Here is a 24301-nt window from a genome sequence, read left to right as displayed (position 1 = left end):
CTCTCTTTTATCGAGGCATTTCCCACCCAAGCCCACACGAGAGTGCGCTTGAGTGAGCCCGAAGCAGCAGGGTCGTTTCTAGAATGTGGTACGCAACCCAAATTCCACGCTGCGCCCCGGTGCCGGTGCGATATCCCGCAGGATCGAACTGGCGTAGCGCACGGTCTGGTTGGTCAGGTTGTCTCCCTTGACGAAGGCCAGCCACTGGCTGCTGCCAATGTCGAAGTGATAACCGGCGCTGGCGCCGAATGTGGTGTATCCCGAAGTGCCGGTCTCGTTGGCCGGCACCCGCCCTTGTCCCGCCGCATGCTCGACGTCGATCCGCGCTTGCCAGCGATCCAGCTCCCACAGCAGGCCGCTGTTCAGGCGCAACGGAGCGATCCGTGGCAGCGCCTCGCCGGTGTCGAGGTTGGTGGCTCGGGTGTAGTCTCCGGACAGTTCCAGAGCCAACTTGCCATAGGCGCTTTCGCCAAGTTTCCAGTGATCCTGCGCCTCGAAACCAGCGAAGCGTGCGCGTACCCCGGAGTAGCGGTATTCGGGAATCCCGGCGGGGTCATCCTGGCCTTCGTCGTTGAGGGTGCGACCGGTGCCCAGCAGGCCGATGTAGTTAGAGAAGTGGCTGTAGAACACGCCGAAGCTACCTTTGTGGGTGCCGTTGTCGAAGCGCAGGGCCAGGTCGCTGGACACGGCTTTTTCCTTCGACAGGTTGGCATCGCCCAGTTCATAGGTGCCGGTCGCCACATGGGCACCGTTGGCGTACAGCTCGTAGAAGGTCGGTGCGCGTTCGGTGTAGTTCAGGGTCGCGGCCACGGACCAGATCGGCGTCAGGCTGTAGATCGCGCCCGATGACAGGCTGCCGGCGGTGAAGTTGCTGGAACGGTCGGCGGCGGCGAAGCGTTCGTTGCCCTGGGCGTTGGGGTCGATGCTCGTATGTTCCAGGCGGCCGCCGAGGCTGAAGGTCAGGCGCTCGTTGGCCTTGAGTTCCTCCAGCAGAAACAGCGCACCGCTGTTGGTGTCGGTCTGTGGGACGAAGGCTTCTTCGCCCAGCGCCGAGAACTCGTTGCGGCTGACCTGCGCGCCGATCACCCCGTTGAACGAACCGACAGGCAGGTGCCGGGCTTCGACCCGCGCTTCGTAACCCTTGTTCTTGAAGGTGGTGCCGACTTGCCCGTCTTCGATCTCGCTGTGCTTGTACTCGGTGTAGCCGGCATCGAGTTTCACCGAGCTGAAGGGGCCTTGCAGGTTGCGTATTTCTGAGGCGAAGGCGTAATGGTCCTGCTGCATGCGAATACGCACGTCCTGCTCGGCAGGGGAGCCGTAGTTGGAGTCGTAGTTGCTGTAGGACAAGCCGGCATAGCCATCGTCCCAGGTGTAGGAACCGCCGATTGCGCCGCCATCCTGGCGTCCGTCGCTGTTGCCCAGGCGCCCCTTGCGTTGATCGGCCTCTTCGTTGGCTGGTGCGTTGCGGTCGCGGGCGAAGCCTGGAATGCGCAGGTCGTTGAACTCGCGGGCACTGGCATCCAGGTGCAAGGCGAAGGTGCCGTCACCGGTTTCCAGTTTGCCGGCGCTGCTGCGGGTGGTGTCGGCACCGCCGTAGCGCAATTCCCCGGCGCCGTGGATACCGTCGATGGCAGTGGTGGGGATGCGGTTGTCGAAGGTGTTGACCACGCCGCCGATGGCGCTGCCGCCGTAAAGCAGGGCGGCCGGGCCGCGGACGATTTCAATCCGTTCGACATTGACCGGGTCCAGTGGCACGGCGTGGTCGTAGGACAGCGCCGAGGCATCCAGCGCGCCGACGCCATTGCGCAGCAGGCGGATGCGATCGCCGTCCTGGCCACGAATGATCGGCCGGCTGGCCCCCGGGCCGAAATACGAGGACGACACGCCGAGTTGCTTGTTCAGGGTTTCGCCGAGGCTGCCTTGCTGTTGCAGGGTCAGGTCATCGCCTTCCAGTACGGTGCTGGGGGAGGCGAGTTGCTGGCTGCCCAATGGGTTGCCGGTGATGACCTGGGGTTGCAAGTCCAGGGCGTAGGCCGGGGAGACCATCAGCAAGGCGGCGGCCAGCGGTGTCAGGTGAGAACGCAGGGGAGAGGAGAGGGACATCGGTGCTTCCTTGGCAAGCGGGGCGCGAAATAGAGCGCCTTGAGTCAGATGAAAGGCTGGAACGGTAGGTGGGTGTGATTGTTAATATTTCTCATATGTTATGACATAACATATCTTTTTTATCAGGAAAACAAAACCCCGAGGGTTTCCGGTGGCAGCGCTAGACTTGAGATAGGGGGCGTTCTTGCGTTTGATCGCCAGCAAGCTGGCTCCTACAGGGACTGTGCTCGGTCGCCAGTCGTGCGTCTTGCCAGATAAGTCTTACAGTTATTTCAGATGCGGGATGCCTTGTCTTCGCCCGTGGCTCTTCCCCCCGCCCCAAGGCTCGGCTAAGGTGCGCGGCTTCTTCCATTTCCTGACCTGAAGGCCTGGCATGACGGCATCGAACAACAACCCTTTGCACGGCGTGACCCTGGAGCAGATCCTCACGGCCCTGGTGACCCATTACGAATGGGAAGGGTTGGCGCAACGCATCGATATCCGTTGCTTCAAGAGTGACCCGAGCATCAAGTCGAGCCTGACGTTCCTGCGCAAGACCCCCTGGGCGCGGGAGAAGGTCGAGGCTCTCTATATCAAGCTGGCGCGTACCAAGCGCGAGCTGTGAATACGGAAAGCGCAGCGATGCATGGCGCAGTGCAAACCTCGGGCGGTTTGCGTCGGCTGCTGTTGCTGGGCGCGGCGTTCCTGGGCTGGGGCGGACTGGCGATCCAGCTCTATCTGCTGCTGATTTTTCGCTGGCAGGTGGAGGCCAGCCTGATCGGCGGGGTGGTGAGCTTCTTCAGTTTTTTCACCGTGCTGACCAATGCCCTGGCGGCGACGGTGCTGACCTGTGCGGTGACTTCGCGGGATTCAGCGGGCAGGCGCTGGTTTCTCAAACCGGCGGTGCAGACGGGGGTGACGGCGAGCATCGTGGTGGTCGGGCTGGCCTACAACCTGTTGTTGCGCCATCTGTGGCATCCCCAGGGGTTTCAGTGGTTGGCCGATGAGTTGATGCACGACGTGATGCCGGTGCTGTTTGTGGTCTATTGGTGGTGTTGCGTGAGGAAGGGCACTTTGCGGTTGTGGGATGGAGTGCCCTGGGCGATCTATCCCGTGGTCTATTTCGCTTATGTGCTGCTGCGCGGGCATCTGATCGGGGTGTACCCGTATCCCTTTTTTGATGTGGATAAGTTGGGTTATCCACAGGTGTTTATCAATGCCGGGCAGATTCTGCTGGGTTTTTTGTTGGTGTCGGGGGTGTTGATCGGGGTGGATCGGTGGCGGGGTGGCAGGTAGAGCTGTGGTGTCCGGGTTGACGCCTTCGCGGGCAAGCCCTGCTCCTACAGTTTCGCGGCGTCCGCTGACCTTGTGTACGACACAACCCTGTAGGAGCAGGGCTTGCCCGCGAAGAGGCCCTCCCTAGCGACGAATTACTCCTCGGCGCTGTCGTCCAGTTTCCAGTAGCCGACCGCCTTGAGGAATTCCTCGTTCAAACCATGGCTGCCCAGTAGCACCTTGCGGATCTTGCGCGATAGCGCCGCTTCGGTCGCCACCCAGGCATACAGGCTGCCTTCGGGGATATTCAGCTGTTCGACGGTGCGCAGCAGATCCTGCTCCGGCGCATCGCGTCGTACCCAGGTCACCTCGACCTGTGCCGGGCTCTGCAGCACCTGCTGTTCCCCGGCATTCTCCACCTCGATCACCACCCGAGCCCGTCGATTGGCCGCCAGCCCTTCCAGGCGCCGAGCAATGGCTGGCAACGCGGTTTCATCGCCGATCAGCAGGTAGCTGTCGAAGATATCCGGGACCACCATCGAACCCCGAGGGCCGCCGATATTGAGGAACTGACCGGGCGCCGCCTGGGCCGCCCAGGTCGCGGCGGGGCCGTCGCCATGCAGCACGAAGTCGATATCCAGCTCGCCGCTTTCCAGGTCATAACGCCGTGGGGTGTAGTCACGCATGGCGGGCATCGGGCCATTGTCCTTGGCCCCCAGCACCATCGTTTCCAGCGCGGCCTGTTCGGCGGCGTTCTGTGGGAAAAACACCTTTACATGGTCGTCCGTGCCCAGGCTGATAAAGCCCGCCAGCTCCGGCCCGCCCAGGGTGATGCGGCGCATGCGCGGGGTGAGGTCGACGACCCGCAACACTTCCAGGCGGCGTCGTTTGATCTCGTGCATGACACGGTGAATCCCTTGTTGATTGACTGCATTCATTCCGGTTTCTCCGAGCAGGATGGAGCGGATACTGGCCCATCGACGATGGCCTTGGCGGTGTTGTTCAGCAGGTCGCGAACCCGAAGGATTTCTTCCGGGCTCCAGCGACCGTTGTGCAGTTGCAGGGCGTGGCGCAGGTTGTGCACTGCCTCGTGGATTTCCAGCGGCCGTTCATGGCCGCGCAGCGAACGCTTGCTGACATCGATGCGCATGCGTACGCCATCGAGGGCCACGGCCTGTTCGACCAGGGACTGACGTCCGGCGTCGGTCACGCTGTAGCTCTTTTTCCCGGCAGCCGCGTCGCCGAGGATCATTTCGCTTTCTTCGAGGAAGGTCAGGGTCGGGTAGATCACGCCGGGGCTCGGGCTGTAGGCACCGTCGAACATGCCTTCGATCTGGCGGATCAGGTCGTAGCCGTGGCACGGCTGTTCGGCAATCAACGCCAGCAGCAACAGCTTCAGGTCGCCGGGGGCGAAGACCCGGGGGCCGCGGCCGCCGCGTTCGCGACCGGGGCGACGTTCGAAGCCGTCATGGCCATCGCCGAATTCCCGGGGATGGTGACGATGGTGGGGATGTTCCTCTCTCATTTCTCTTTCTCCTGTCTAGTTAAGATATACCTTAAGATATATCTTAAGCGCTCGGCAAGAAAAAGTGACGAACGGACTCGCGGCCCGTTTGTGCTTATACGTCTCTCAGGGGGCGGTTGTGTTTTCTGTGTCGACTTGGAGTTTTTCCCTACGCCAATTGGAGAAAAGCACTCTAAGCAAGGCTGGAACAGCTCTTTACCATGCCGTCTTGTGTCAAAAAGGCGGGATTTATCATGCCCAGTTTCTTGTTCGGCGCGCTGCTGTGGGTGTCACCGGGCCTGTTCCTGTCGGCTCACGCCACCCTCGATGTGGCGAAACCTGTTTCATCGGCCAAGGTCCTGAAGGGGCTGCGGCCCAAGGCCGCGCCAGCGCCCATCGACAATGTCGTGGGCCGTGCCCATGAGTTGATCGGCACGCCCTATCGGTGGGGCGGGATGTCGGTCAACGGCTTTGATTGCAGCGGCTTGCTGGTCTATCTGTTTCAGCAGGAAGCCGATATCAAGCTGCCGCGCACCACCGTTGCCATGCGCCGCTCCAACGCCAAGACCATCGAACGGAAAAACCTCAAGCCCGGCGATGCGGTGTTCTTCCGGCGTAATGGGCAGAACACCGTCAATCATGTCGGGCTCTATATTGGCGGAGACAAATTCATTCACTCGCCGCGCAGCGGCAAGACGGTACGCATCGATTCGCTGAGCAATAGCTACTGGAAAAAGAGCTACACCCTCGCCAAGCGATTTCACACGACCCGCTGAGGTTTTTCTCCTGTCGTCAGGGCGTTTGCGCGACCTTCTGTGCGGTGCACAAGGTGTTGCTGCCCGGTTGCAGGTAAGGCGTCAGGATCGGCGCCATGCCCTTGAGCACCTGTACCGGCAACGCCGAGGTGAACTTGAACGACTCGGCCGAGCGCCCCGGCACGAACGCGGTCAGGGTGCCGAAGTGATGATCGCCGATGTAGAACACAAAGGTCGCCGTGCGGTTGATCGACTTCGAACTCAAGACCCGCCCGCCGGCACCGATGGCTTCGATGCGGTTGTCGCCGGTACCGGTTTTCCCACCCATGGCCAGCGGTGTGCCGTCCGGCTGTTTGAAGCTGCCGGAAACCCGTCGTGCGGTGCCCGCATCCACCACTTGTGACAAGGCTTCGCGCAGGGCCGTGGCGACCTCCGACGGCATCACCCGTTTGCCTTTGTCCGGGTCGTTGACCAGGCGGGTTTCGTAAGGTGTACCGGCGGCGAAGTGCAGGCTGTCGATGCGCAATGTCGGCATGCGCACGCCGTCGTTGAGGATGATCCCCACCAATTCGGCCAGCGCCGCCGGACGGTCGCCGGAACTGCCGATGGCGGTGGCCAGCGATGGTACCAGGTGATCGAAGGGGTAGCCGACCTGTTGCCAGCGCTGATGGATATCGAGGAAGGCTTCGATCTCCAGCATCACCCGGATCCGGCTGTCGCGGGCACTCTTGTGCTTGCTCTTGAACAGCCAGCCATAGACTTCCTGGCGTTCGAATTCGCTGGCGGCCACCACCTGGCTGAAGTGCGCCTGGGGGTTATTCAACAGGTAGCCGAGCAACCACAGGTCCAGCGGGTGAACCTTGGCGATAAAGCCCTGGTCGGGCAGGTCGAAGGTGCCGGGGCCGTAGGTCTTGTAGAGTTTGGCCAGGCGTTCGTCGGTGACTTTCTCGGTTTTCAGGTGGGCCCGGACAAAGGTATTGAAAACCGCTTGCGGAGCGTTCGGCAGCAGGTAGCGATGCACGGCGGCGAGGCGAATCGGCGTCGGGTGCATGCCGTCGAGGAAGGTGTCCAGGCGCTCCTGGGACGTCTTGTTCTGGTACTTCTTCCAGAAGCGCAGCATAAAGGCCGTGCCCTCGCGGTCGGCAAAGCGGGCCAGGTATTCCTGGCGGCGCGGCTCGTTGTCGTCCTTGAGCAATTCGGCGCTGTTGTTCGGGCCCTGGTAGGTGCTGTAGCGCACCAGGTCGCGCATCAGGCGGATAAACGGCAGGTTGATCGACTCGCGCAGGGCTTCGCGCAAGGTCGGGCTGCGGCCGTTGTCTTCCTTGCGGAAGTTGTGGAAGTGATGCAAACCGCCGCCGGTGAAGAAGCTTTCGCCGGGGTTGGCCGAGTATTGCCGGCTGAGGGCCGCGTCGAGCATTTTCGGCAAGGAGCGGTCGCTGTTTTGCGCCAGGTAGTCCACCGCCCAGCGGGTGATCGGGTCCTGGGCGTCATTCGCCACTTTTTTCAGTTCGGCGGGTGACTGGTTGCCATAACGGTCGTGCAGTTCGGAAATGATCTGCAGGTAGCTGGTCAGCACCCTCAGTTTCGCGGTGGAGCCCAGTTCGAGCTTGCTGCCTTCGTTGATGTCGAAGGGCTGGTCGGTGCTGTCGGTCTGCACTCGCACCCGCGCGCTGTCGGGCGTGAGCTCGAAAAGAGTGAAGCTGTAGCGCACCTGTTGCGTGCTGGTGGGGGTCAGCAGGTGTTCGCCCAACAGGCCCAGGGACTTGGCGAACTCAGGGTCGGCCAGGCGCTTGAGGTAGTCGCTGGCCTGGCTTTGCAGGTCCGATTGCAAGGTGCTGGTGGCCGAGAGATCAAGGCGGTCGAGGTCGTAGAGTGGGCGGTCGAGCATGGCCGACAGGCGGCTGCGGGCCACGCTGATGCCCTTGTTCGACTCCACCGGCTGGATCGTCGGTTCCTGCTGCCAGTCGCGATAGGTCACTTTGCTGGCCAGCGCGGCGGTGGCCAGGGGACCGTCGATCACCGCGTTCTGGGCCAGCAGGCGGATATGGCTGTCGGTCAGTTCGGCCAATTCGTCGCGGCCGCGGGCCAGGTAATGGGAGGGCCGGCGTTGGGCAATCATCAGCGACAGCACTTCACGCAGGGCCAGGCCGCGTTGTGACAGGCTCAGGGGATCGCTGGCCACGCTGTTCAGGCGGGCGTTGACCTGGGCGAAATCCGCGCCATACCAGACCCGCAAGCCTTCCGCCATGCCATGCACTTCGCCATGCCCGGGCACGGCGGACAACGGCACGCTGTTGAGGTAGTCGCGGACCACATCCTTGCGCGCTTCCAGGGTTTGCGGCCCGCCCTGATAAGCGCGCACGCTGGCGGAAATCATCTGGCGGATTTTTTCACCGCCGGAGAGGGTCAGGCCGTCCGGCGAGTGCCGGTATTTTTCCAATTGGGTCGCCAGGGTGCTGCCGCCGGCGGTCTGGCCGCCCATGTGCAGGACCTTGGCAATCTGCGACAGCACCGCCTTGCCGAAGCGTGGCCAGTCCACGGCGGGGTTGGCCTGGGGCTGCTTCGGGTCGAGCAGGTCACGGTTCTCGATAAACAGCAGGCTATTGACCACCAACGGCGGAATGGCTTCGAAGCTGGCATAGAGTTGTTGTGGGTAGTCGTAATGGTAGACATCGCCCCCGCGGCAATCGGTGATCGAGAGTCCGGCCTGGATTTTCTCCTTGTATGGTACGAAAAAGCCTTCCTGGCTGTAGTCCAGTAGTGCCGGGGAGAAGCGGGCCTGGGCCTCGATCCGATAATTGCGTTTCAACAGGCGCGGCAGGAATTCACCGAGGGCGCTGTAGCCCAGACGCTTGTCGAAAGGCCCGTCGCCGGGATAGAGAATCGAGTCACTGGGCCCGGGCTCCAGCGAATAACCGAGGTCGGCGGCGAGACGGCTGAACTCCCGTGCCTGGATCTTGGAGCTGCGCATTTCCCGCGAGGCGGCAAACCCCAGCAATCCCAGGGCAATCAGCAGCACGAGCCAGAACAGCCGCCACCACAGCCTGCGCTTACGCGGTTTTTTCGGTAAAGGCGCTTCATCCTCCCTGTTGGCTGGCGCCACAGTGTTGCTCGAATCGGATTGCCATAAAGCGCCCATAGTCGATTCATCCATTCACGCAGATTGATCGCACTTGCCTGAAGCTTAGACGCTGCTTGGAGGCGGCGAAAAATATGTGAAGTGGGTCAGGTTTTCTGGCCGGTCATCAGGGCTGGGGGGCATGACTGCCGTAATGGCGAATGATTCGTATCAGGCGACCGCTACTGGCGCGGGCCGGCCCAGGCGTTTGTTGAGGTCCAGCCATCCCGCCAGCGCCGCCATCAAGGCCACGCCCAGCAGTGCACTGAACACCCGCACCGGCCAGCCATCCCCGGCCTGGGCATTGAGCATGTCCGCCAGCGGCGCCAGCAGCACGCCGAAGCAGAACACCTCCAGCGAGTAACGGCCCATCCGGCAACTCTGTCGGGGCAACCAGTGATCCAGCCAGCGTCCATTGGGCAACAGCTTCGCGACCACATAGGCCAGCGCCAGGAAATGCAGCAGGCGCGCCGGCGACAGGTTGGTCTTGCTGATCGGGTAGAGCCACTCGCCCAACAGCTTGGGCATGAAGGCGTCGTGTATCTGCGGCCATTTCCATGACAAGGCGATCACCGCGCAGGCCAGCAGATAGGCCGCAGAGGTGACGAACAACGGCTGCCGCGACAGCGGGCGGAGTTCCGGGAGCTTTTCCCGCTGTCCATGGATCGCCGCCGCGCCACCGAGCACGAACAGCAGCTGCCAGGCCATGGGGTTGAAGAACCACACGCCACCCTCCTGGGCGGCCAGGTTCCACTGGAACCAGGGCGCCAGCAGGTACAGCAGCACCGACACCCCGACCACGTATTCGGCTTTGCGCAGCAGCATCGGCAGGATCAGCGGCAGGCCGAGCAGCAACAGGATATACAGCGGCAGGGGGTCCATCAGGTTGGGTTTGAAGCGCAGCAGCAGTTCGTCCATCAGCGCCTGTTGTGGGTGTGTGAGGAAGTACTGCAAGCCCATTTCCTGCACCAGGTCACGGGTTTCCACCTGGCTGTTGGCAAAGAACACGATGCCCATCAGCAACGCCAGCAGGAAGATATGCACCACATAAAGCACCCAGGCCCGGCGCAGGATACGCACGCTGGCCACCAGAAAACCGTCGCGGCGGGCGATCTTGCCGTAGGCCAGTATCGCGGCGTAACCGGCGAGAAAGACAAAGATCTCCGCCGCGTCGCTGAAACCGAAATTGCGCACGGTGAGGCTGGCGAGGGGGTTCTGCGGCACGTGATCCCAGAAAATGAAGATCAGCGCCAACCCGCGGAAAAAGTCGATGCGATGATCGCGTCCGTTGGACATCACGGGAAAACTCTTGGGCGAATGTTGAATAGGGCTGTTATTGCTGTAAGAAATTGCACGCGCGCAGCGGCGGTGTGCAGGTTGGCGTGAGTCGGAGGGAATTGCAAAGGCGGGGGTATTACTGAATGTCACAATTTTGTGTCGAGGGTTGCCTGCCAGCAGAGGTGTTTTTCAGACAGGCAGAGCAGGCGGGAAGGAGCTTCCTCATGCCGTTTCTTGGCGTCCATGTTTTTATGGCAACGGATATCCACGGGGCAGGAACTTGACACTAGAGTGTCCCGACAGACCTGCCTACTGTCAGAAATAACAGGTGTGTACGGGTCGGAAGTGGCGGCGCAGTGCTCAGGCCATAAGGGGACTCGCTTGTACCTGTGATTTCTGACAGTAGACAGACCTGTTGATGCGGCCTAGTGTTGAACTATCACCACGCTGGCGTTTCGTTGTACGTGGAAGCGCCCCTCGGCTCTTATCGGGCGGGTATTTCTTTCCGGCTGCGGAATCAAGGACATGGCCGTGTGTGTGTTGCCCAAGCATTTTTCGATCTACGTTTATATTGGCGTTCTTAATACGTTGATCCACTGGGGCGTCTTCCTGACGCTGCACAGCGTCCTGTCGGTTGGTCAGCTTGTCAGTAATGTCTGTGCCTTTGCAGTGGCAGCGACCTTCTCCTTTTATGCCAACTCGCGATATAACTTCAAGCGCGCTGCATCCTGGGCGCGCTATCTGTCGTTTATCGGTTTCATGGCTTTTTTGAGTCTGGCAATCGGCTGGCTTGGGGATGAGTTGGCCATGCCCGGCATCGTGACATTGTTCGTCTTTTCAGGCGTCAGCTTGGTGGTGGGCTACTTTTATGCCAGCTACGTGGTCTTTCGGGGCACGGCGACGTGAAAATTTCTTTGGTGGTTCCGCTGTTCAATGAAGAACAGACCATTGAGCTTTTTTACCAGACCGTCAGACAAGAGCCTGGATTGAATCATTACCAGATCGAAATTGTTTTTATCAATGACGGTAGTTTAGATGCTACGGAAAACATCGCTCGTGCGTTGACACTGATGGACGACGATGTGGTGCTGGTCAATTTTTCACGAAACTTCGGTAAAGAGCCGGCCTTGTTCGCCGGCCTTGAGTTTGCCAGCGGTGAGGCGGTCATCCCCATCGATGTTGACCTGCAGGATCCGATCAAGGTTGTCCCCCGATTGCTCCAGGCCTGGCAAAACGGCGCTGATGTGGTGTTGGCCAAGCGTCGGGATCGTTCCAGTGATGGTTACCTCAAGCGACACAGTGCCTCGCTCTTCTACCGCCTGCTCAAGCACATCGCCTACACCCATATCGAGGAAAATGTGGGCGATTTCCGCCTGATGGACCGCAAGGTGGTGGACGTGATCAAGGCGTTACCTGAACAGCCACTGTTCATGAAAGGCGTGCTGTCGTGGGCCGGTTTCACGGTCGCCATTATTGAATACGATCGCGCGTCCCGTGTCGGCGGCCGGAGCAAGTTCAATGCCTGGAAGTTATGGAACCTGGCACTCGACGGGGTCACCTCGTTCAGTACCCTGCCGTTGCGTCTGTGGAGTTATATCGGCGGCGGGGTTTCAGTGTTGGCGTTGCTATATGCCGGTTATATGGCGTTGGACAAGATACTGTTTGGTAATGATGTGCCGGGGTACCCGTCGTTGATGACGGCGATTTTGTTTTTGGGCGGTGTGCAACTGATCGGGATTGGGGTGCTGGGGGAGTATATAGGGCGAATTTACATGGAGTCTAAACATCGGCCCAGATATGTTGTCAAAGATGTGGTTTCAGGGAAGCCTGGTGGTTTGCTTTCTCGGCAGTCGAGCGTGAAATAAAAAGGGGCAGTGGTGGGCTATGAAGTTTGATGTTCTAAAGAAGCAGCTGTCGCAAGGTGAGGCGGTAGCTTTTTACCTGATTGTCAGTTTTTTATATGTGCTCCCCTTTATATTGTCAGACTATCTCTATATTGATGATGGTTGGCGTTCTGTATTTGCCAGGGCAGACTTTTCCGACGAGGGACGAGTTCTGACGGATATTCTGTATGGGCTATTATCGTTAAGTCATGCCGCGCCTAATATGTTTCCGTTAGCCCTCCTGCTGGCGATCACAGTATTGGCATTGGCTTTGGCCCGTCTCTCCAGGCATTATTTTACTGACTTGACATACAGCCGTTGTCTAGTCGTCTTGCCCTTGCTGTATTGTCCATTCTTCCTGCAAAATCTGACTTATCAGTATGATGGGCCGTCAATGATACTCGGTATTGTTGCGAGCATCCTGGCGGTGACCTACCAAGAGCAGGTGTTCTGGAAACGAACGGCGATACCGGCTTTACTGGTGGCTGTGCTCACGGCTTTCTATCAGCCTATGATCAACGTATTTGTGGGATTGTGTTGTATTGAGGTGTTCAGGTTGCTGGAGAGGGGCGAGCCTCTTGAGCGTATCTTCAGGGTAACAGGTGATAAACTGCTTCAGTTAGGGATTGGTGTCGTTATTTATTATGTAACGGCCTACCCTTTAATGGGCGATGAACGTAAGACACTGATTAAGTTGGACGCCTCCGCGATCGCGGAAATCGGTTCGAGAATCATGTTGTTTTTCGACGGAATCCCGGAGGCGTTCGTCGGCGCAAGCTATGGGCTTGTTCTGTGCCTGTCAGGGGTGGCAGCAGTCGGCTATTGCTGGGTGATTGTTGAAATGCTCAGATCTGATATTCGGGTTCGAGAAAAATTAATAAGAGTCTTATTGTACAGTGTGTTGCTGGGTGTGCTGGGGCTGTCCATTCACGGGATCATGCTCGTGTTCGAACCTTTTAATTTGGGGGCGCGGACACTGGTTGGGGCTTCGGTACTTCTGATGTTCTTGTTTTATCTAAGTGCTTCGGTGTTGGTGAGGTGTCATCCACAAGCCGGGGTTTTGCTAGCGGTGCCGTTGCTGTACATGTTGTCCTTTTCCTACGCCTATGGGCGGGTACTGATGATGAGGCAGGAGATGGAAAAGACAATTTCATTTAATCTGAGTTACGATGTTTTCAGCCGTGTGGAACTCAGAAAGGTCAAAAAATTTCACTTGCAGGATGACGATTCAGGTTGGGTACCGGCCGCTCAAGGCACGCTGGCGGTAATGCCCGGTATTGACGATATCATGGGGCAGGGTGCGGCAGTCAGTTCAGCGGCTCTTTTAAGAGTGGGTATGGATAATGTCGAGGGCGCTGATGAGTCGTATCTCAGTAAAGATAAACTCGATGACTTCGGTATGCCGGTGGTGAATAATAAGTTCTATGACATTTATCTTAGTGGGGAAGAAGGACTTATCATGATGAAACGGATCAAGCCGTAGGCTGAACGTCCAGGAGTGGTGGCGTCATGAGTGATATCCCATCAATTGCCGTGACGGCCCCGCGTTCACATGCCATCGGGTGGTGGGTTTTCGCGATTATTAGCGTGTCGACAGTGCTGCGTTTTTATCTGTTGAGCAACGCCTCCATATGGTCCGATGAAGGTTTTACTCTGGAGTTGATTGCCTATCCGCTGGCTGATATCTGGACGTTAAGTGGCCGCGATGTACATCCCCCTCTTTTTTATATGCTCCTGCATGGGCTGATCGCACTGACCGACAGCAATGCGTTGATCTGGACGAGAGGCTTCAGTGCCGTGCTTGGCGTCGTCAACGTCGGACTTGGCATTTGGCTGGTGCGGATGGTTTCAACACCGCGAGCGGCAATAACGGCGGGCTTGTTGCTGGCGTTGTTACCTATCGCGGTTCGCTACAGCCAGGATGTGCGCATGTATGCGCTGATGGGCGCCGAACTGACGGGCGCCACCCTTGCGTTGGTGTACTGGGTGCTCAAACCGCAAAAAAGTAGCTACCTGGTGATGTATGTTTTATTGATGGTGAGTGGACTTTATACCCATTATTTTTCGATTTTCTGCGCGCTTTCCCATTGGCTGTACCTGCTGTTGATCCGTCTACCGGCTTATGGGCGGCATCGAGGCATAGAGAGGCCTCAGTGGTGGCTGGCGAACGGAGTGATTGTCCTGCTTTACTTACCATGGCTGTCAAGTGTTTTTACCCAGTTGAACACCTTTGGCGTGAGTTGGATTCAGCCCGTTTCCGGTTATAGCCTGCCATCGGCGATATGGAGATTCTTGATCGTTAACGATGGGCGTGGTTGCAATGCATTTATTTACTGGCTGGTGCCGATCGTGTATGTGGCGACCGGAGGTATCGTGGTGTGGCAAGACCGCAGTCGGTACGCTGTGCAAACGCTGATTGTCATATGCGGTTTTTTAACGGTGATGGTCGTTTTTTTATTCTCTTTCTATATACCTGTGTTTGTAGAACGCTATTTGTTTTTTTCTGCGGTGATGATGCCTCTTCTTGTGGCGATAGCGCTGGATAAGCTGCGTAATAGATGGGGGTTTGTCATGGCGTTGGGCGTATGCTTAGCGGTAGAGGTTTTCGGCCTGAGTCATGTTTATAGTCAACAACATACAATGAACAACCCTTACCGGATGGCTGACGATAGGCTGGCTGAGCTGATGGAGGATTTTAACGTCAAGTCAATGAGCGGTGATGTATTGGTGGTGAGCGATGCCTATCTCTTTTACGCTGGGCATTTTTACAACGATAAACACCGGAAGCTGTTGTTGCACTTTTCGTCGTCATCAGGCCATCGGCCCATCGCGTCAGGCTTTTCTGCCCCGATGATGAAATATGGCGATGACACTTATGTTGAGTCTCTCGATCGTCTTGAAACGGCAACAGGTCGAGTATGGTGGCTGGACTACGCCTATAAAAAGCCGGGTGACGAGGTTGATCTTCCCCGTCGCTGGCATTCGATCACGCAAACAGTGATGGGCGATAATGTTCTGGGGTTGTATGAGATCTGTGGGAGTGTGCCAGGCGATAACCCCGTCAGGTGTGAATAAAGACGCCTGGCTCTTGGCGGCCAGGCGCTCTTACTCTTTTTACGCGACGGCCATTTCATTGGGCTCGAAGCTGTCTGCCCGTGCCATCTGCCACATCCGTGAATAGAACTCGCCATTGACCTCACCGGTCAGCAACTCCCCCGGCTTGAGGAACACATGCAACTGCGAGAACAGCTTGATCTCGGTCGCCGACATCCGCCGTACCAGATGCTTGGCTTCCAGCTGCGCCGGATGCTCCAGCCCCGCCGCCGCGAGCATTTCGGCCAGTGCCTTCAAGGTATTGCGGTGGAAGTTGAACACCCGCTGGGCCTTGTCCGGCACCACCAGGGCGCGTTGACGCAAGGTGTCCTGGGTCGCCACACCGGTCGGGCACTTGTTGGTATGGCAACTCTGCGACTGGATGCAGCCGATGGCGAACATGAAGCCCCGCGCCGAGTTGGCCCAGTCGGCGCCGATGGCCAGCACGCTGGCGATATCGAAGGCGCTGACGATCTTGCCGCTGGCGCCGAGCTTGATCTTGTCCCGCAGGTTCAGGCCCACCAGGGTGTTGTGGACGAACAGCAGGCCGTCGCGCATCGGTACGCCGATATGGTCGGTGAACTCCACCGGTGCCGCGCCGGTGCCGCCTTCCTTGCCGTCGACCACGATAAAGTCCGGGAGGATGCCGGTTTCCAGCATGGCCTTGGCAATGCCCATGAATTCCCACGGGTGGCCCAGGCAGAACTTGAAGCCCACCGGCTTGCCGCCGGACAGCTCACGCAACTGGGCGATGAAATGCATCATCTCGACCGGTGTGGAAAACGCACTGTGCCGTGATGGCGATACGCAGTCTTCGCCCATCATGATGCCGCGGGTTTCAGCGATTTCCTTGGTTACCTTGTGCTTGGGCAGGATGCCGCCATGGCCGGGCTTGGCGCCCTGGCTCATCTTGATTTCGATCATCCGCACCTGCGGGGTCTGGGCCTGGGCGGCGAAGCGTTCCGGGTCGAAGCGACCATCGGCGGTGCGGCAGCCGAAATAACCGCTGCCCAGTTCCCAGGTCAGGTCGCCGCCATTCTCGCGGTGGTAGGGGCTGATGCTGCCTTCGCCGGTATCATGGGCGAAGTTGCCGAGCTTGGCACCCTGGTTCAGGGCGCGGATGGCGTTGGCGCTCAGGGAGCCGAAGCTCATCGCCGAGATATTGAACACCGAGGCCGAGTACGGTTGCTTGCACTGCGGGCCGCCGACGATGACGCGAAAGCTGCTCGGGTCGCTCAGCGGCGCCGGGCGCATGGAGTGGCCGATAAATTCGAAACCGCCCTGGTACACGTCGATCAGGGTGCCGAAGGGCTTGTCGGCGCTTTCGTTCTTGGCCCGCGAATACACCAGCGAGCGTTGGGAACGGGAGAAGGGCAGGGCATCGCTGTCGGATTCCAGCAGGTACTGGCGGATTTCCGGGCGGATGCCTTCCACCAGGTAACGGATATTGCCCAGGATCGGGTAGTTGCGGCGTACCGCGTGGGGACTTTGCAGCAGGTCAAACAGGCCCAGCAGGCTCAGGCAGCCGGTCAGCAGGGTGAACGGCCACAGCCAGTCATACGCCAGGAACGGCAAGCTGGCGAGGGTGAAGATCACACAACCGGCAAAGAAGGCGTAGCGGCTCAGAAGGGACAGGCTCATACGGTTTCCTTTGGTTCGGACTCGTCGGGAGGTCTGGCATTCTGCACCTCTCGGGAAAGCGATACAAAGTGTGTCACCGAAATCCCTGTCACTCGTGGGGTGTGTTCGCGGGTGTGCGCAGCATGCGCGGGATAGCCGAGCCGAGGCCGACCACCCGGGCCAGGCGGGTCACTTCGAAGCTTGCCTGATTGTCGGTGGCGGAACTGCCCCCGATGTAGACGGTAAACGTACCAGGCTCCACCCGTCGCAGATAGTAGTTGTCCAGAAAGGCAAAGTCGTCCTTGTCGAGCAGGAAGTCCAGTGTACGGGCCTCGCCCGGCTTCAGTTTCACCCGGGTAAAGCCGCGCAGGGCGCGTACCGGGCGGGTCACGCTGGCGACATTGTCGCGCAGGTAGAGTTGCACGATTTCTTCACCCTCGCGCTCCCCGGTGTTATGGACCGTGACCTTGACTTGCAAGGTGTCATCGGCGGTCAGTCGGGTGCTGCTGAGCTGGGGTGGGTCGTAGGCGAAGCTCGTGTAGCTCAGTCCATGACCGAAGGGATAGAGCGGTTTCCAGGACTGGTCAATATAGGTCGATGTGTAGGGCTCTTCGTCACTGGGTGGTCGTCCGGTATTCTTGTGGCCGTAGTAGATGGGTACTTGTCCTACCGTGCGTGGAAAGGTGATGGGCAGTTTGCCGCTGGGGTTGACGTCGCCGAACAGGACATCGGCCACGGCGTTGCCCATTTCGCTGCCCAGGAACCAGGCCTCGAGAATCGCCGGGACCTGTGCATCCATCCTGGGAATGGCCAGCGGGCGACCGTTCATGAGGATGACCACCAAGGGCTTGCCGGTTTCGACCAGTTGGGCCAGCAGGGCATCCTGGGCCCCGGGTAAACCGAGGGAGGAGCGACTGTGGGCTTCTCCGCTCATGTCCGCGCGCTCGCCGAGCACGGCAATCACCACATCGGCATCGGCGGCCGCTTGCTGCGCCTTGTCGATGCCGGAGAGGTCGGCGTCATCGGGCGACGCCCCCGGCAGGTAGACCACCCGCGTGGCGGGCGAAACCGCCTGTTTGATGCCTTGCAGAATACTGATCGATTCTTCGGCGCGCCCATCTCCTGACCAGGGGCCGAGGGTGGAGAGTCTGTCGTCGGCAAGCGCGCCTACCACCAGGAGTTTTGCCAGGTCCTTGTGCAAGGGCAACAAGGCCCCGTCGTTTTTCAACAACACCATGGATTTCTGGGCGGCCTCCCTGGCCAGGGCGCGTGTTGAGGGGGTCAGCAGACTGGATTTTTCACGATCTGCATTGCTGTAACGATAAGGATCCTCGAACAACCCAAGCCGTTGCTTGGCCTCCAGTACACGGCGTACGGCATCGTCCAGGGCACGTTGCGGGATTTGGCCGCTGCGCACCATGGCCGGTAACTCCCGGGCGTAGAGACCGCTGACCATATCGATATCCACCGTGGCCGCGAAGGCGAGTTTGACCGCCGCCGTCGGTGTGGCGGCGATACCGTGCTGCATCAGTTCCCGCACACCGGTGAAGTCGCTGACCACGATGCCGTTAAAGCCCCACTGCTCACGTAGCCTGTCCTTGAGCAAGGGACCATTGGCGTGCATGGGGACGCCGGCCAACTCGTTGAATCCAGGCATGATGGCGTCCACCCCGGCTTGCACGGCGGCGCGAAAGGGTGGGAGGTAGGTTTCGAGCAGGGTGCGTTCTGAGAGATCGCTGGTGTTGTAGTCTCGCCCGCCCTCGGCGGCACCGTAACCGACGAAATGCTTGGCGGTGCTCAGCAAGGTGGACGGGTCGGGTGGCCCGTTCCCGTGAAAGCCGCGCACCCGTGCAACGGCCAGTGCGGCACCGAGGAAGGGGTCTTCTCCGGCCCCTTCCACGACGCGTCCCCAACGGGGATCTCGGGCAATATCGACCATGGGGGCGTAGGTCCAGTGTACGCCGCTGGCACTGGCTTCAATGGCGGCGGCACGGGCGGTGCGTTGTGCCAGATCCGGGTCCCAGGCCGAGGCTTCGGCCAGCGGCACGGGGAAAATCGTGCGAAAACCATGGATCACATCGAACGTGAACAACAGGGGGATATGCAGGCGCGATTGTTCCACGGCCAGGCGTTGTAACTGGCGGGTGTCCCGCACGCCGTAGGCCCCGAGCAGGGAACCGACCCCGGGACTGCGTATCGCCTCTTCGCCGCCGTCTTCCACGACCGGGCCGGTGGGGTGTTTCTGTACGCCCAGTTGGGTGAGTTGCCCGGCTTTTTCTTCGAATGTCATCTGCGTGAGCAATTGTTCAATAAACTGCTGCTTGTCGGACAACGACTCGGCCCGCGCATAAGCGCCCACGATGCAGGCTACTGATAGCGCTGCCAGGATCAAGCGAAAGAGACTCATGACATTCAGACCCTGTGCCCGGGCAGTGCCGTGATTCCCGACGCCTGTCGTGCAATCGCCCCGGGCCGGGAGTCGAACGGGTGGTACTGATAGAGCCAGGTTTCCGACAGTGTCTTGTCGTCCAGGCGCAGGAACAGGCGCATTTCCACCGGGTCCTGCCCTTCGACGCTCAAATCGAACTCGGCCCGCCAGTGGCCGATCACGCCATCCGGCACCGCTTCGGTGAACACATTGGAAAAGGTCCCTCTCGATGATCCGAGCACGGCTTCGGGCTTGACTCCCGAAGCCAGTTTTTCCAACGGCGCGCCCTTGAACTCGACGACGAATTTGCGCACACCCTTGGGTCGCGGTTGACCGGGCTGACCGCCGTTGCCCAGGCGCGTCGCCACACACCGGGCGAGGGGGGAGGGATAGGGTTCGTCCGCCAGCCAGTGCAGGCGATAGCTCAAACGGTAGCGATTACCCGCCTCGGCAGGCTCCTTGGGGACCCACATGGCAACGATATTGTCGTGAATCTCGTCGTCGGTGGGGATCTCCACCAGTTGTACGCTGCCCTCGCCCCAGTCGCCGAGCGGTTCGACCCAAAGGCTGGGGCGCCGCTCGTAATGCACGCCGTCCAGATAGTGGTCGAAGTTGCGGTCGCGCTGGAGCAGGCCGAAGCCCTTGGGGTGCTGGTCGCTGAAGGCCGAGGCCATGGTGCGCGGCGGATTGTTCAGCGGGCGCCAGATACGCTCGCCGCTGCCGGTCCAGAGCGCGAGGCCGTCGGAGTCATGGACTTCGGGACGCCAGTCGGCGGCGGTCGGTTTGGCGGCTTCGCTGAACCAGTGCATGGAGGTCAACGGGGCGATACCGAAGCGGCCGACGTTCTGGCGCAGGAACAGCGCCGTCTCGATATCCATGACCACTCCTTTGTCGCGCTGGATCACGAACCGATACGCGCCGCAAATGCTCGGGCCCTCGAGCAGCGCGTAAAGGGTCATGCTCCGGCTGTGGTCATCGCTCGGGGACTCGAACCAGATATTCGAGAAGTTGGGAAACTCTTCGGCAGTGCTGGCCTGTGCGACCTCCAGCGCGATGCCGCGCGCCGAAAGGCCGTATTGGTACAACTCGCCAATCGCGCGGAAATACGAGGCGCCCAGAAATGCCAGCCAATCGTTCTGTTGCCAGTCGAGGTTTTTCTCATGACCCAGCCGGCTTTCCTGGATACGAAAGCCGGCAAACCCGCTGTTGGCCGGGAGCTGTCGCGCGGGGCTGTCGGCGGGCATATCGAAATACGCTTCGTCGTAGAGGATTTCCTGTGCGTTGCCTTGCTTGACGACGTGCATCCGCACGGGAAAACGAAAAAACGTCCCCAGGTGGAAGAAGGTCACTGGAAATTGTCCGGGGCCGCGGGCAAACAGCGCATGGTCCGGATTGAATCTGATTTTGCCGTGGGCTTCGTAGTCGATTCTGGACAGCAGTTGTTCCGGCACCGTGGGTGTCAGGACATAAGGTTTCAGGGCGGTTTCTTCGGCGCGTTTGATCAGGCTGTCGAAGGAGAAGGGGGCCGGGTCGCCCAATTTCAGCGGTTCATCGGCCAATGCCGACTGTCGTGGACCCAGTGCGGCGAACAAGGGGGAAAGTGCTGCAAATGCCAGGAAAGAGCGACGTGTAAACATGGTGGCCCGCCGACAATGATCAGTGAAAACGCAAGCGTCAACGCTCGAATTCACTGGCTCCCCTGTCCCTGGCGGGGACCGCTCCCATGGGGATCGGTCCTGGCGTCTTTTCCTTTCGTACAGGCAAGCAGTCGGCGTACAGCAACTCCATCAGTTCGTGAGGGAAGTGTTCGATCAGGACCGGCCGGTTGTCTACTGTCAGAAATGACAGGTCGTGATCATTTCTGACCGGCGGTTATCCAGCCATTGAGCTATTGGATGGCTCAGGCCCGCTGGGCCTGCAGGAATATCGAGAACAGCTCCGACTGGGATTTGATCCCCAATTTGCTGTACATGTGCTTCTTGTGGACCTTGACGGTCTCGATGGAAATTTCCAGCTTGCGGGCGATTTCCTTGCTTGAACAACCGCTGAGCATCAACCGCCCGACATCCAGTTCACGGGCAGTCAGTTGCGCGCCCTTGAGCTGTTGCACCGAGGCTTCCAGTTGTGTGCGCCAGTCGACTTGCCCGGCGGTGTTCGGTTGGGTCACGGCTTCGTGGGTTTCGTAGGGCAGGCGTTGGCGCAGCAGCGCCAGGACCCAGGGCTGGATCAAGGAGAGCAGGGCGATCTGCTCGGCGCTGAAAGGCGTGGTGGAACCCAGCGACAGGCACAAGGTACGGTCGCCGTCGAGCTGGCAGTTGAACTGGATTTCATCGGCCACCACATTCAGGCGGAAGTAGCGCTGGTAGTACTCGGTCAGTTCGAAATGCTCCGGCGCGACCTCCGGCAGGCGGTACAGGCCGGTGCGTTGCTGTTCGCGGCTGGCGATGTAGAAGGGATCGAGCAGGTACAGGCCGCGCAGGTAATCCTGGAACAACTGATCCGGGCCGCCGTCCTCGCCCGGGCATTCGGCGAACACTTCCGGGTGCCGGCCGTTGCTGAACAGCAGCACCACCCAGCTGTCGAAGGTCACGTACTGGTCGAGCAGGCGCACCAGTTGCGTCCAGAAATTCGGCCTGTCGAGGGCCTCGATCATTTGCCCCATCGCACGGTGCCAGGCGATGTCGTCCAGGATCAGTGTCATTCATCTACCCCTATCAGGTTACCCCGGCCGCGTAATTCCCACGGCCCACCCCCGGTGCGCATACTGGACCCACACACAATGGCCGGGCACTCATTCTGCCAGCTCGGCGCCGTCATTGAGCCTGGCCGGCTATAGAAAACAAGGAAAAATCCATGAAGGTCGAATTTGCCCAGCTTGCGGGCCGGGACAACGATACCGCCTACAACCTCGGGCGCGCCCTGGCGGCCATCGCGGCCTGCGCCGCCGATACGCAGTTGATCGTGTTCCCGGAAACCCACCTGATGGGCTTTCCGTCCGCCGAGACCGTGGCCGCTGTCGCCGAGCCGCTGAATGGCCCGACCGTTCAGGCCGTGCAGCAGGCCGCTCGGGAACGCAACCTGGCCGTGGTGATTGGCATCGCCGAGAGCGACGCCGGGCAGTTCTACAACAGCACCTTGCTGATCACCCCCGAAGGCATTGCCCTGCGCTATCGCAAGACCCATCTGTGGGCCTCGGATCGTGGCGTATTCACCGCTGGCGATCGCTACGTCACCACTGAGTGGAACGGCATCCGCGTCGGCCTGTTGATCTGCTACGACATCGAGTTCCCGGAAACCGCCCGCGCCCTGGCGCAGTTGGGCGCCGAGTTGTTGATCGTCACCAACGGCAACATGGACCCCTACGGCCCGACCCATCGCACCGCGATCATGGCCCGTGCCCAGGAAAACCAGGCGTTCGCGCTGATGGTCAACCGGGTGGAGGAGGGCGACGGCGGCTTGTTGTTCGCCGGTGGCAGCGCGCTGGTGGATCCGTTTGGCAGCCTGCTGTTCGAAGCCGGACGTGAGGAAGGGCAATTCACGGTGCAACTGGACCTGAGCCAACTGGCGGCGGCGCGGCGTGACTATCGCTATCTGGATGACCAGCGCCTGCGTTTGCCGGGCGAGGTCATCGAGCATGCCAACGGGGCGAGGGAGTTGCTGATTCCCAAGGATTGACTGACTCCGCCTGGAAATCCGGACTTCCAGGCGCATAGGACTGTAGGAGCAGAGCTTGCTCGCGAAGAGGCCCTTGAGACCGCTAAAAGCTTCGCGGGCAAGCCCTGCTCCTACAGGTTCCCGGTGTTCTCAGGGGTTTTTTCAAAACAAGAATTTCGTAGTACCGCTCCAACCTTGCCGAACTCGGCTCTGCCATAAATCCAATAACATTCGGAGTAGTCGCCTCATGGCTCGTTTGCAACGCACCCTTTCGCTGGGGTCGGTGGTGCTGTTCGGCATCGCCTATATGACGCCGATCATTGTCCTCGGCACTTTCGGCATTCTTGCCCAGTCCACGGCCGGCATGGTTCCGGCCGCTTATCTCGCCGCGCTGGTGGCGATGTTCTTCACCGCCATGAGCTACGGGCGCATGGCCGCCGCCTTTCCGGTGGCCGGCTCGGCCTACAGCTATGTGCGCAAGGCCATCAGCCCCAAACTGGGCTTTATTGCCGGCTGGGCGGTGTTGCTCGATTACCTGTTCCTGCCCATGGCGATCTGGTTGATCGGCGCGGCGTACCTCAATTCGGCATTCCCCTCGGTGCCGCAAGCGGTCTGGGTGCTGGCCTTTATCGGCATCACCAGCGTGATCAATATTGTCGGCCTGCGCCTGGCCAACGGTATCAATGCCTTGCTGATGCTGGTGCAGTTCCTGGTGCTGGTGGCCTTTGTCGCCCTGGCGATCCACTACATCGGCGGTGACGCCAGCAAGCCGTTGTGGACGATGGCACCGTTTCTCAGCGGCGATATGCAGATGCCCCTGATCATGAGCGGCGCGGCGATTGCCTGCTATTCATTCCTGGGCTTCGATGCGGTGAGTACCCTGACCGAAGAAACCCGCGATCCGCGCCGGACCATTCCGCGGGCGATCATGCTGATCACCCTGATCGGCGGCCTGATCTTCGTTGGGGTGTCGTACTTCGTGCAGTTGGCTCATCCGTCGTTCGTGTTCGACAACGTCGATTCGGCTGCCTATGAAATCGCCCGCAATATTGGTGGTGATCTGTTTGTCACGATCTTCCTGATCGGCCTGATCGTCGGTCAGTTCGCCTCGGGTCTGTCGGCCCAGGCCAGCGGTTCGCGCCTGCTGTATGCAATGGGCCGTGACGGGGTGTTGCCGAAGTCGTTCTTCGGCACCTTGCATGAGCGTTTCGGTACGCCGGTCAACAGCATCCTGCTGTGTGCGGTGGTGGCCTTGCTGGCGCTGAAATTGGACGTGACCACCTCCACCTCGTTCATCAACTTCGGTGCGTTCCTGGCCTTCAGCCTGGTGAACCTGTCGGTGATTTTCCACTACTGGATCGGTGGCGAAAAACGTGGACCGCGTGAGCTGCTGCTGTTCCTGGTGTGCCCGCTGATCGGCCTGGTGGCGGATCTGTGGCTGATGATCAGCCTCGATCACCTGGCGATCTACCTGGGCCTGAGCTGGCTGGCGGCCGGCCTGGTGTACCTGGGCTTCCTGACCGGTGGTTTCCGCAAACAGCCGCCGGAAATGGATTTCCAGGAAGCAGCCTGATGCCTTGAGGGCTGCGTTGGCCGAGCGGACGCTATCGC

Annotated in this window: 18 protein-coding genes; 9 read left to right on the top strand and 9 right to left on the bottom strand. The window is 59.9% G+C overall.

The annotated features are described in order from the left end of the window. Positions 1 to 78 precede the first annotated feature (78 nt). Positions 79 to 2103: a TonB-dependent receptor gene (locus M5B42_RS15005; protein ID WP_248746288.1), complete on the bottom strand. Its 2025-nt coding sequence runs from the start codon at positions 2101 to 2103 to the stop codon at positions 79 to 81. A 373-nt stretch (positions 2104 to 2476) separates the two neighbouring features. Here M5B42_RS15005 and M5B42_RS15000 point away from each other — a divergent pair, with 373 nt between their 5' ends. Together M5B42_RS15000 and M5B42_RS14995 are read left to right on the top strand one after the other, a co-directional pair. After that, positions 2477 to 2707 carry a VF530 family protein gene (locus M5B42_RS15000; RefSeq protein WP_103494373.1) on the top strand — a complete coding sequence of 77 codons (231 nt, stop codon included), beginning with the start codon at positions 2477 to 2479 and terminating at the stop codon, positions 2705 to 2707. A gap of 17 nt (positions 2708 to 2724) precedes the next feature. Next, a complete protein-coding gene (locus tag M5B42_RS14995) occupies positions 2725 to 3378 on the top strand; it encodes a Pr6Pr family membrane protein (protein WP_248746287.1) in 654 nt (217 codons plus the stop codon). A gap of 134 nt (positions 3379 to 3512) precedes the next feature. Here M5B42_RS14995 and M5B42_RS14990 read toward each other — a convergent pair whose 3' ends face one another. Further along, positions 3513 to 4295 (bottom strand): siderophore-interacting protein, encoded by a 783-nt coding sequence (locus M5B42_RS14990; RefSeq protein ID WP_103498374.1) that lies wholly within the window; start codon positions 4293 to 4295, stop codon positions 3513 to 3515. Next, on the bottom strand, positions 4292 to 4882 hold the full coding sequence (locus M5B42_RS14985; protein ID WP_248746286.1) for a PadR family transcriptional regulator: 591 nt from the start codon (positions 4880 to 4882) through the stop codon (positions 4292 to 4294). Before M5B42_RS14985 ends, M5B42_RS14990 begins: the two co-directional genes overlap by 4 nt. A 233-nt stretch (positions 4883 to 5115) precedes the next feature. Here M5B42_RS14985 and M5B42_RS14980 point away from each other — a divergent pair, with 233 nt between their 5' ends. Continuing rightward, positions 5116 to 5637, top strand: a complete 522-nt coding sequence (locus M5B42_RS14980; protein ID WP_103498372.1) for a C40 family peptidase — start codon at positions 5116 to 5118, stop codon at positions 5635 to 5637. A gap of 16 nt (positions 5638 to 5653) precedes the next feature. On the opposite strand, the gene M5B42_RS14975 is transcribed toward M5B42_RS14980, so the two are convergent. Together M5B42_RS14975 and M5B42_RS14970 are read right to left on the bottom strand one after the other, a co-directional pair. Beyond that, positions 5654 to 8755 (bottom strand): transglycosylase domain-containing protein, encoded by a 3102-nt coding sequence (locus M5B42_RS14975; protein ID WP_248746285.1) that lies wholly within the window; start codon positions 8753 to 8755, stop codon positions 5654 to 5656. A 150-nt stretch (positions 8756 to 8905) separates the two neighbouring features. Continuing rightward, positions 8906 to 10030, bottom strand: coding sequence for an OpgC domain-containing protein (locus M5B42_RS14970; protein ID WP_248746284.1), 1125 nt, complete (start codon positions 10028 to 10030; stop codon positions 8906 to 8908). Between the two features lie 507 nt (positions 10031 to 10537). On the opposite strand from M5B42_RS14970, the gene M5B42_RS14965 reads away from it, so the two are divergent. Genes M5B42_RS14965 through M5B42_RS14950 form a run of 4 tightly spaced genes read left to right on the top strand, consistent with a single transcriptional unit; the run spans position 10538 to position 14970 of the window. Continuing rightward, positions 10538 to 10918 carry a GtrA family protein gene (locus M5B42_RS14965; RefSeq protein ID WP_248746283.1) on the top strand — a complete coding sequence of 127 codons (381 nt, stop codon included), beginning with the start codon at positions 10538 to 10540 and terminating at the stop codon, positions 10916 to 10918. Then, positions 10915 to 11877, top strand: a complete 963-nt coding sequence (locus tag M5B42_RS14960) for a glycosyltransferase family 2 protein (RefSeq protein ID WP_248746282.1) — start codon at positions 10915 to 10917, stop codon at positions 11875 to 11877. The genes M5B42_RS14965 and M5B42_RS14960 overlap by 4 nt, the downstream gene beginning before the upstream one ends. 19 nt (positions 11878 to 11896) lie before the next feature. Then, complete coding sequence (locus M5B42_RS14955) at positions 11897 to 13378, top strand: glucosyltransferase domain-containing protein (protein ID WP_177102800.1); 1482 nt, start codon at positions 11897 to 11899, stop codon at positions 13376 to 13378. 26 nt (positions 13379 to 13404) lie between these two features. After that, the gene (locus M5B42_RS14950) at positions 13405 to 14970 is read left to right on the top strand and encodes a glycosyltransferase family 39 protein (RefSeq protein ID WP_248746281.1); all 1566 of its coding nucleotides are present in this window, start codon (positions 13405 to 13407) and stop codon (positions 14968 to 14970) included. A gap of 39 nt (positions 14971 to 15009) precedes the next feature. Here the strand turns inward: M5B42_RS14950 and M5B42_RS14945 are convergent, their stop codons facing one another. From M5B42_RS14945 to M5B42_RS14930, 4 genes are all read right to left on the bottom strand, one after another. Then, entirely contained in the window at positions 15010 to 16629 is a 1620-nt protein-coding gene (locus M5B42_RS14945; RefSeq protein ID WP_248746280.1) for an FMN-binding glutamate synthase family protein, read from the bottom strand. 88 nt (positions 16630 to 16717) lie between these two features. Continuing rightward, positions 16718 to 19015, bottom strand: coding sequence for a glycoside hydrolase family 3 N-terminal domain-containing protein (locus M5B42_RS14940; RefSeq protein WP_248746279.1), 2298 nt, complete (start codon positions 19013 to 19015; stop codon positions 16718 to 16720). Positions 19016 to 19020: 5 nt separating this feature from the next. Further along, the gene (locus M5B42_RS14935; protein ID WP_248746408.1) at positions 19021 to 20580 is read right to left on the bottom strand and encodes a glucan biosynthesis protein D; all 1560 of its coding nucleotides are present in this window, start codon (positions 20578 to 20580) and stop codon (positions 19021 to 19023) included. Between the two features lie 356 nt (positions 20581 to 20936). Continuing rightward, a complete protein-coding gene (locus M5B42_RS14930) occupies positions 20937 to 21737 on the bottom strand; it encodes a LuxR C-terminal-related transcriptional regulator (RefSeq protein ID WP_152740927.1) in 801 nt (266 codons plus the stop codon). Between the two features lie 152 nt (positions 21738 to 21889). On the opposite strand from M5B42_RS14930, the gene M5B42_RS14925 reads away from it, so the two are divergent. Both M5B42_RS14925 and M5B42_RS14920 read left to right on the top strand, forming a co-directional pair. Beyond that, the gene (locus M5B42_RS14925) at positions 21890 to 22711 is read left to right on the top strand and encodes a carbon-nitrogen hydrolase family protein (protein ID WP_248746278.1); all 822 of its coding nucleotides are present in this window, start codon (positions 21890 to 21892) and stop codon (positions 22709 to 22711) included. Positions 22712 to 22937: 226 nt separating this feature from the next. Beyond that, complete coding sequence (locus tag M5B42_RS14920; protein ID WP_152740925.1) at positions 22938 to 24263, top strand: APC family permease; 1326 nt, start codon at positions 22938 to 22940, stop codon at positions 24261 to 24263. The last annotated feature ends 38 nt before the right edge of the window (positions 24264 to 24301 follow it).

This window comes from Pseudomonas sp. MWU12-2037, assembly GCF_023242345.1.
Taxonomy (GTDB): domain Bacteria; phylum Pseudomonadota; class Gammaproteobacteria; order Pseudomonadales; family Pseudomonadaceae; genus Aquipseudomonas; species Aquipseudomonas gingeri_D.
Note: the sequence above shows the minus strand (reverse complement) of the source record. Positions and strands in the feature narration are given on the sequence as shown.

Excerpts from the sequence above, each read along its gene's own strand:
- M5B42_RS15005 (WP_248746288.1), bottom strand. The coding sequence starts at position 2,103 with ATGTCCCTCTCCTCTCCCCTGCGTTCTCACCTGACACCGCTGGCCGCC.
- M5B42_RS15000 (WP_103494373.1), top strand. The coding sequence starts at position 2,477 with ATGACGGCATCGAACAACAACCCTTTGCACGGCGTGACCCTGGAGCAG.
- M5B42_RS14995 (WP_248746287.1), top strand. The coding sequence starts at position 2,725 with ATGCATGGCGCAGTGCAAACCTCGGGCGGTTTGCGTCGGCTGCTGTTG.
- M5B42_RS14990 (WP_103498374.1), bottom strand. The coding sequence starts at position 4,295 with ATGAATGCAGTCAATCAACAAGGGATTCACCGTGTCATGCACGAGATC.
- M5B42_RS14985 (WP_248746286.1), bottom strand. The coding sequence starts at position 4,882 with ATGAGAGAGGAACATCCCCACCATCGTCACCATCCCCGGGAATTCGGC.
- M5B42_RS14980 (WP_103498372.1), top strand. The coding sequence starts at position 5,116 with ATGCCCAGTTTCTTGTTCGGCGCGCTGCTGTGGGTGTCACCGGGCCTG.
- M5B42_RS14975 (WP_248746285.1), bottom strand. The coding sequence starts at position 8,755 with ATGGGCGCTTTATGGCAATCCGATTCGAGCAACACTGTGGCGCCAGCC.
- M5B42_RS14970 (WP_248746284.1), bottom strand. The coding sequence starts at position 10,030 with ATGTCCAACGGACGCGATCATCGCATCGACTTTTTCCGCGGGTTGGCG.
- M5B42_RS14965 (WP_248746283.1), top strand. The coding sequence starts at position 10,538 with ATGGCCGTGTGTGTGTTGCCCAAGCATTTTTCGATCTACGTTTATATT.
- M5B42_RS14955 (WP_177102800.1), top strand. The coding sequence starts at position 11,897 with ATGAAGTTTGATGTTCTAAAGAAGCAGCTGTCGCAAGGTGAGGCGGTA.
- M5B42_RS14950 (WP_248746281.1), top strand. The coding sequence starts at position 13,405 with ATGAGTGATATCCCATCAATTGCCGTGACGGCCCCGCGTTCACATGCC.
- M5B42_RS14945 (WP_248746280.1), bottom strand. The coding sequence starts at position 16,629 with ATGAGCCTGTCCCTTCTGAGCCGCTACGCCTTCTTTGCCGGTTGTGTG.
- M5B42_RS14940 (WP_248746279.1), bottom strand. The coding sequence starts at position 19,015 with ATGAGTCTCTTTCGCTTGATCCTGGCAGCGCTATCAGTAGCCTGCATC.
- M5B42_RS14930 (WP_152740927.1), bottom strand. The coding sequence starts at position 21,737 with ATGACACTGATCCTGGACGACATCGCCTGGCACCGTGCGATGGGGCAA.
- M5B42_RS14925 (WP_248746278.1), top strand. The coding sequence starts at position 21,890 with ATGAAGGTCGAATTTGCCCAGCTTGCGGGCCGGGACAACGATACCGCC.
- M5B42_RS14920 (WP_152740925.1), top strand. The coding sequence starts at position 22,938 with ATGGCTCGTTTGCAACGCACCCTTTCGCTGGGGTCGGTGGTGCTGTTC.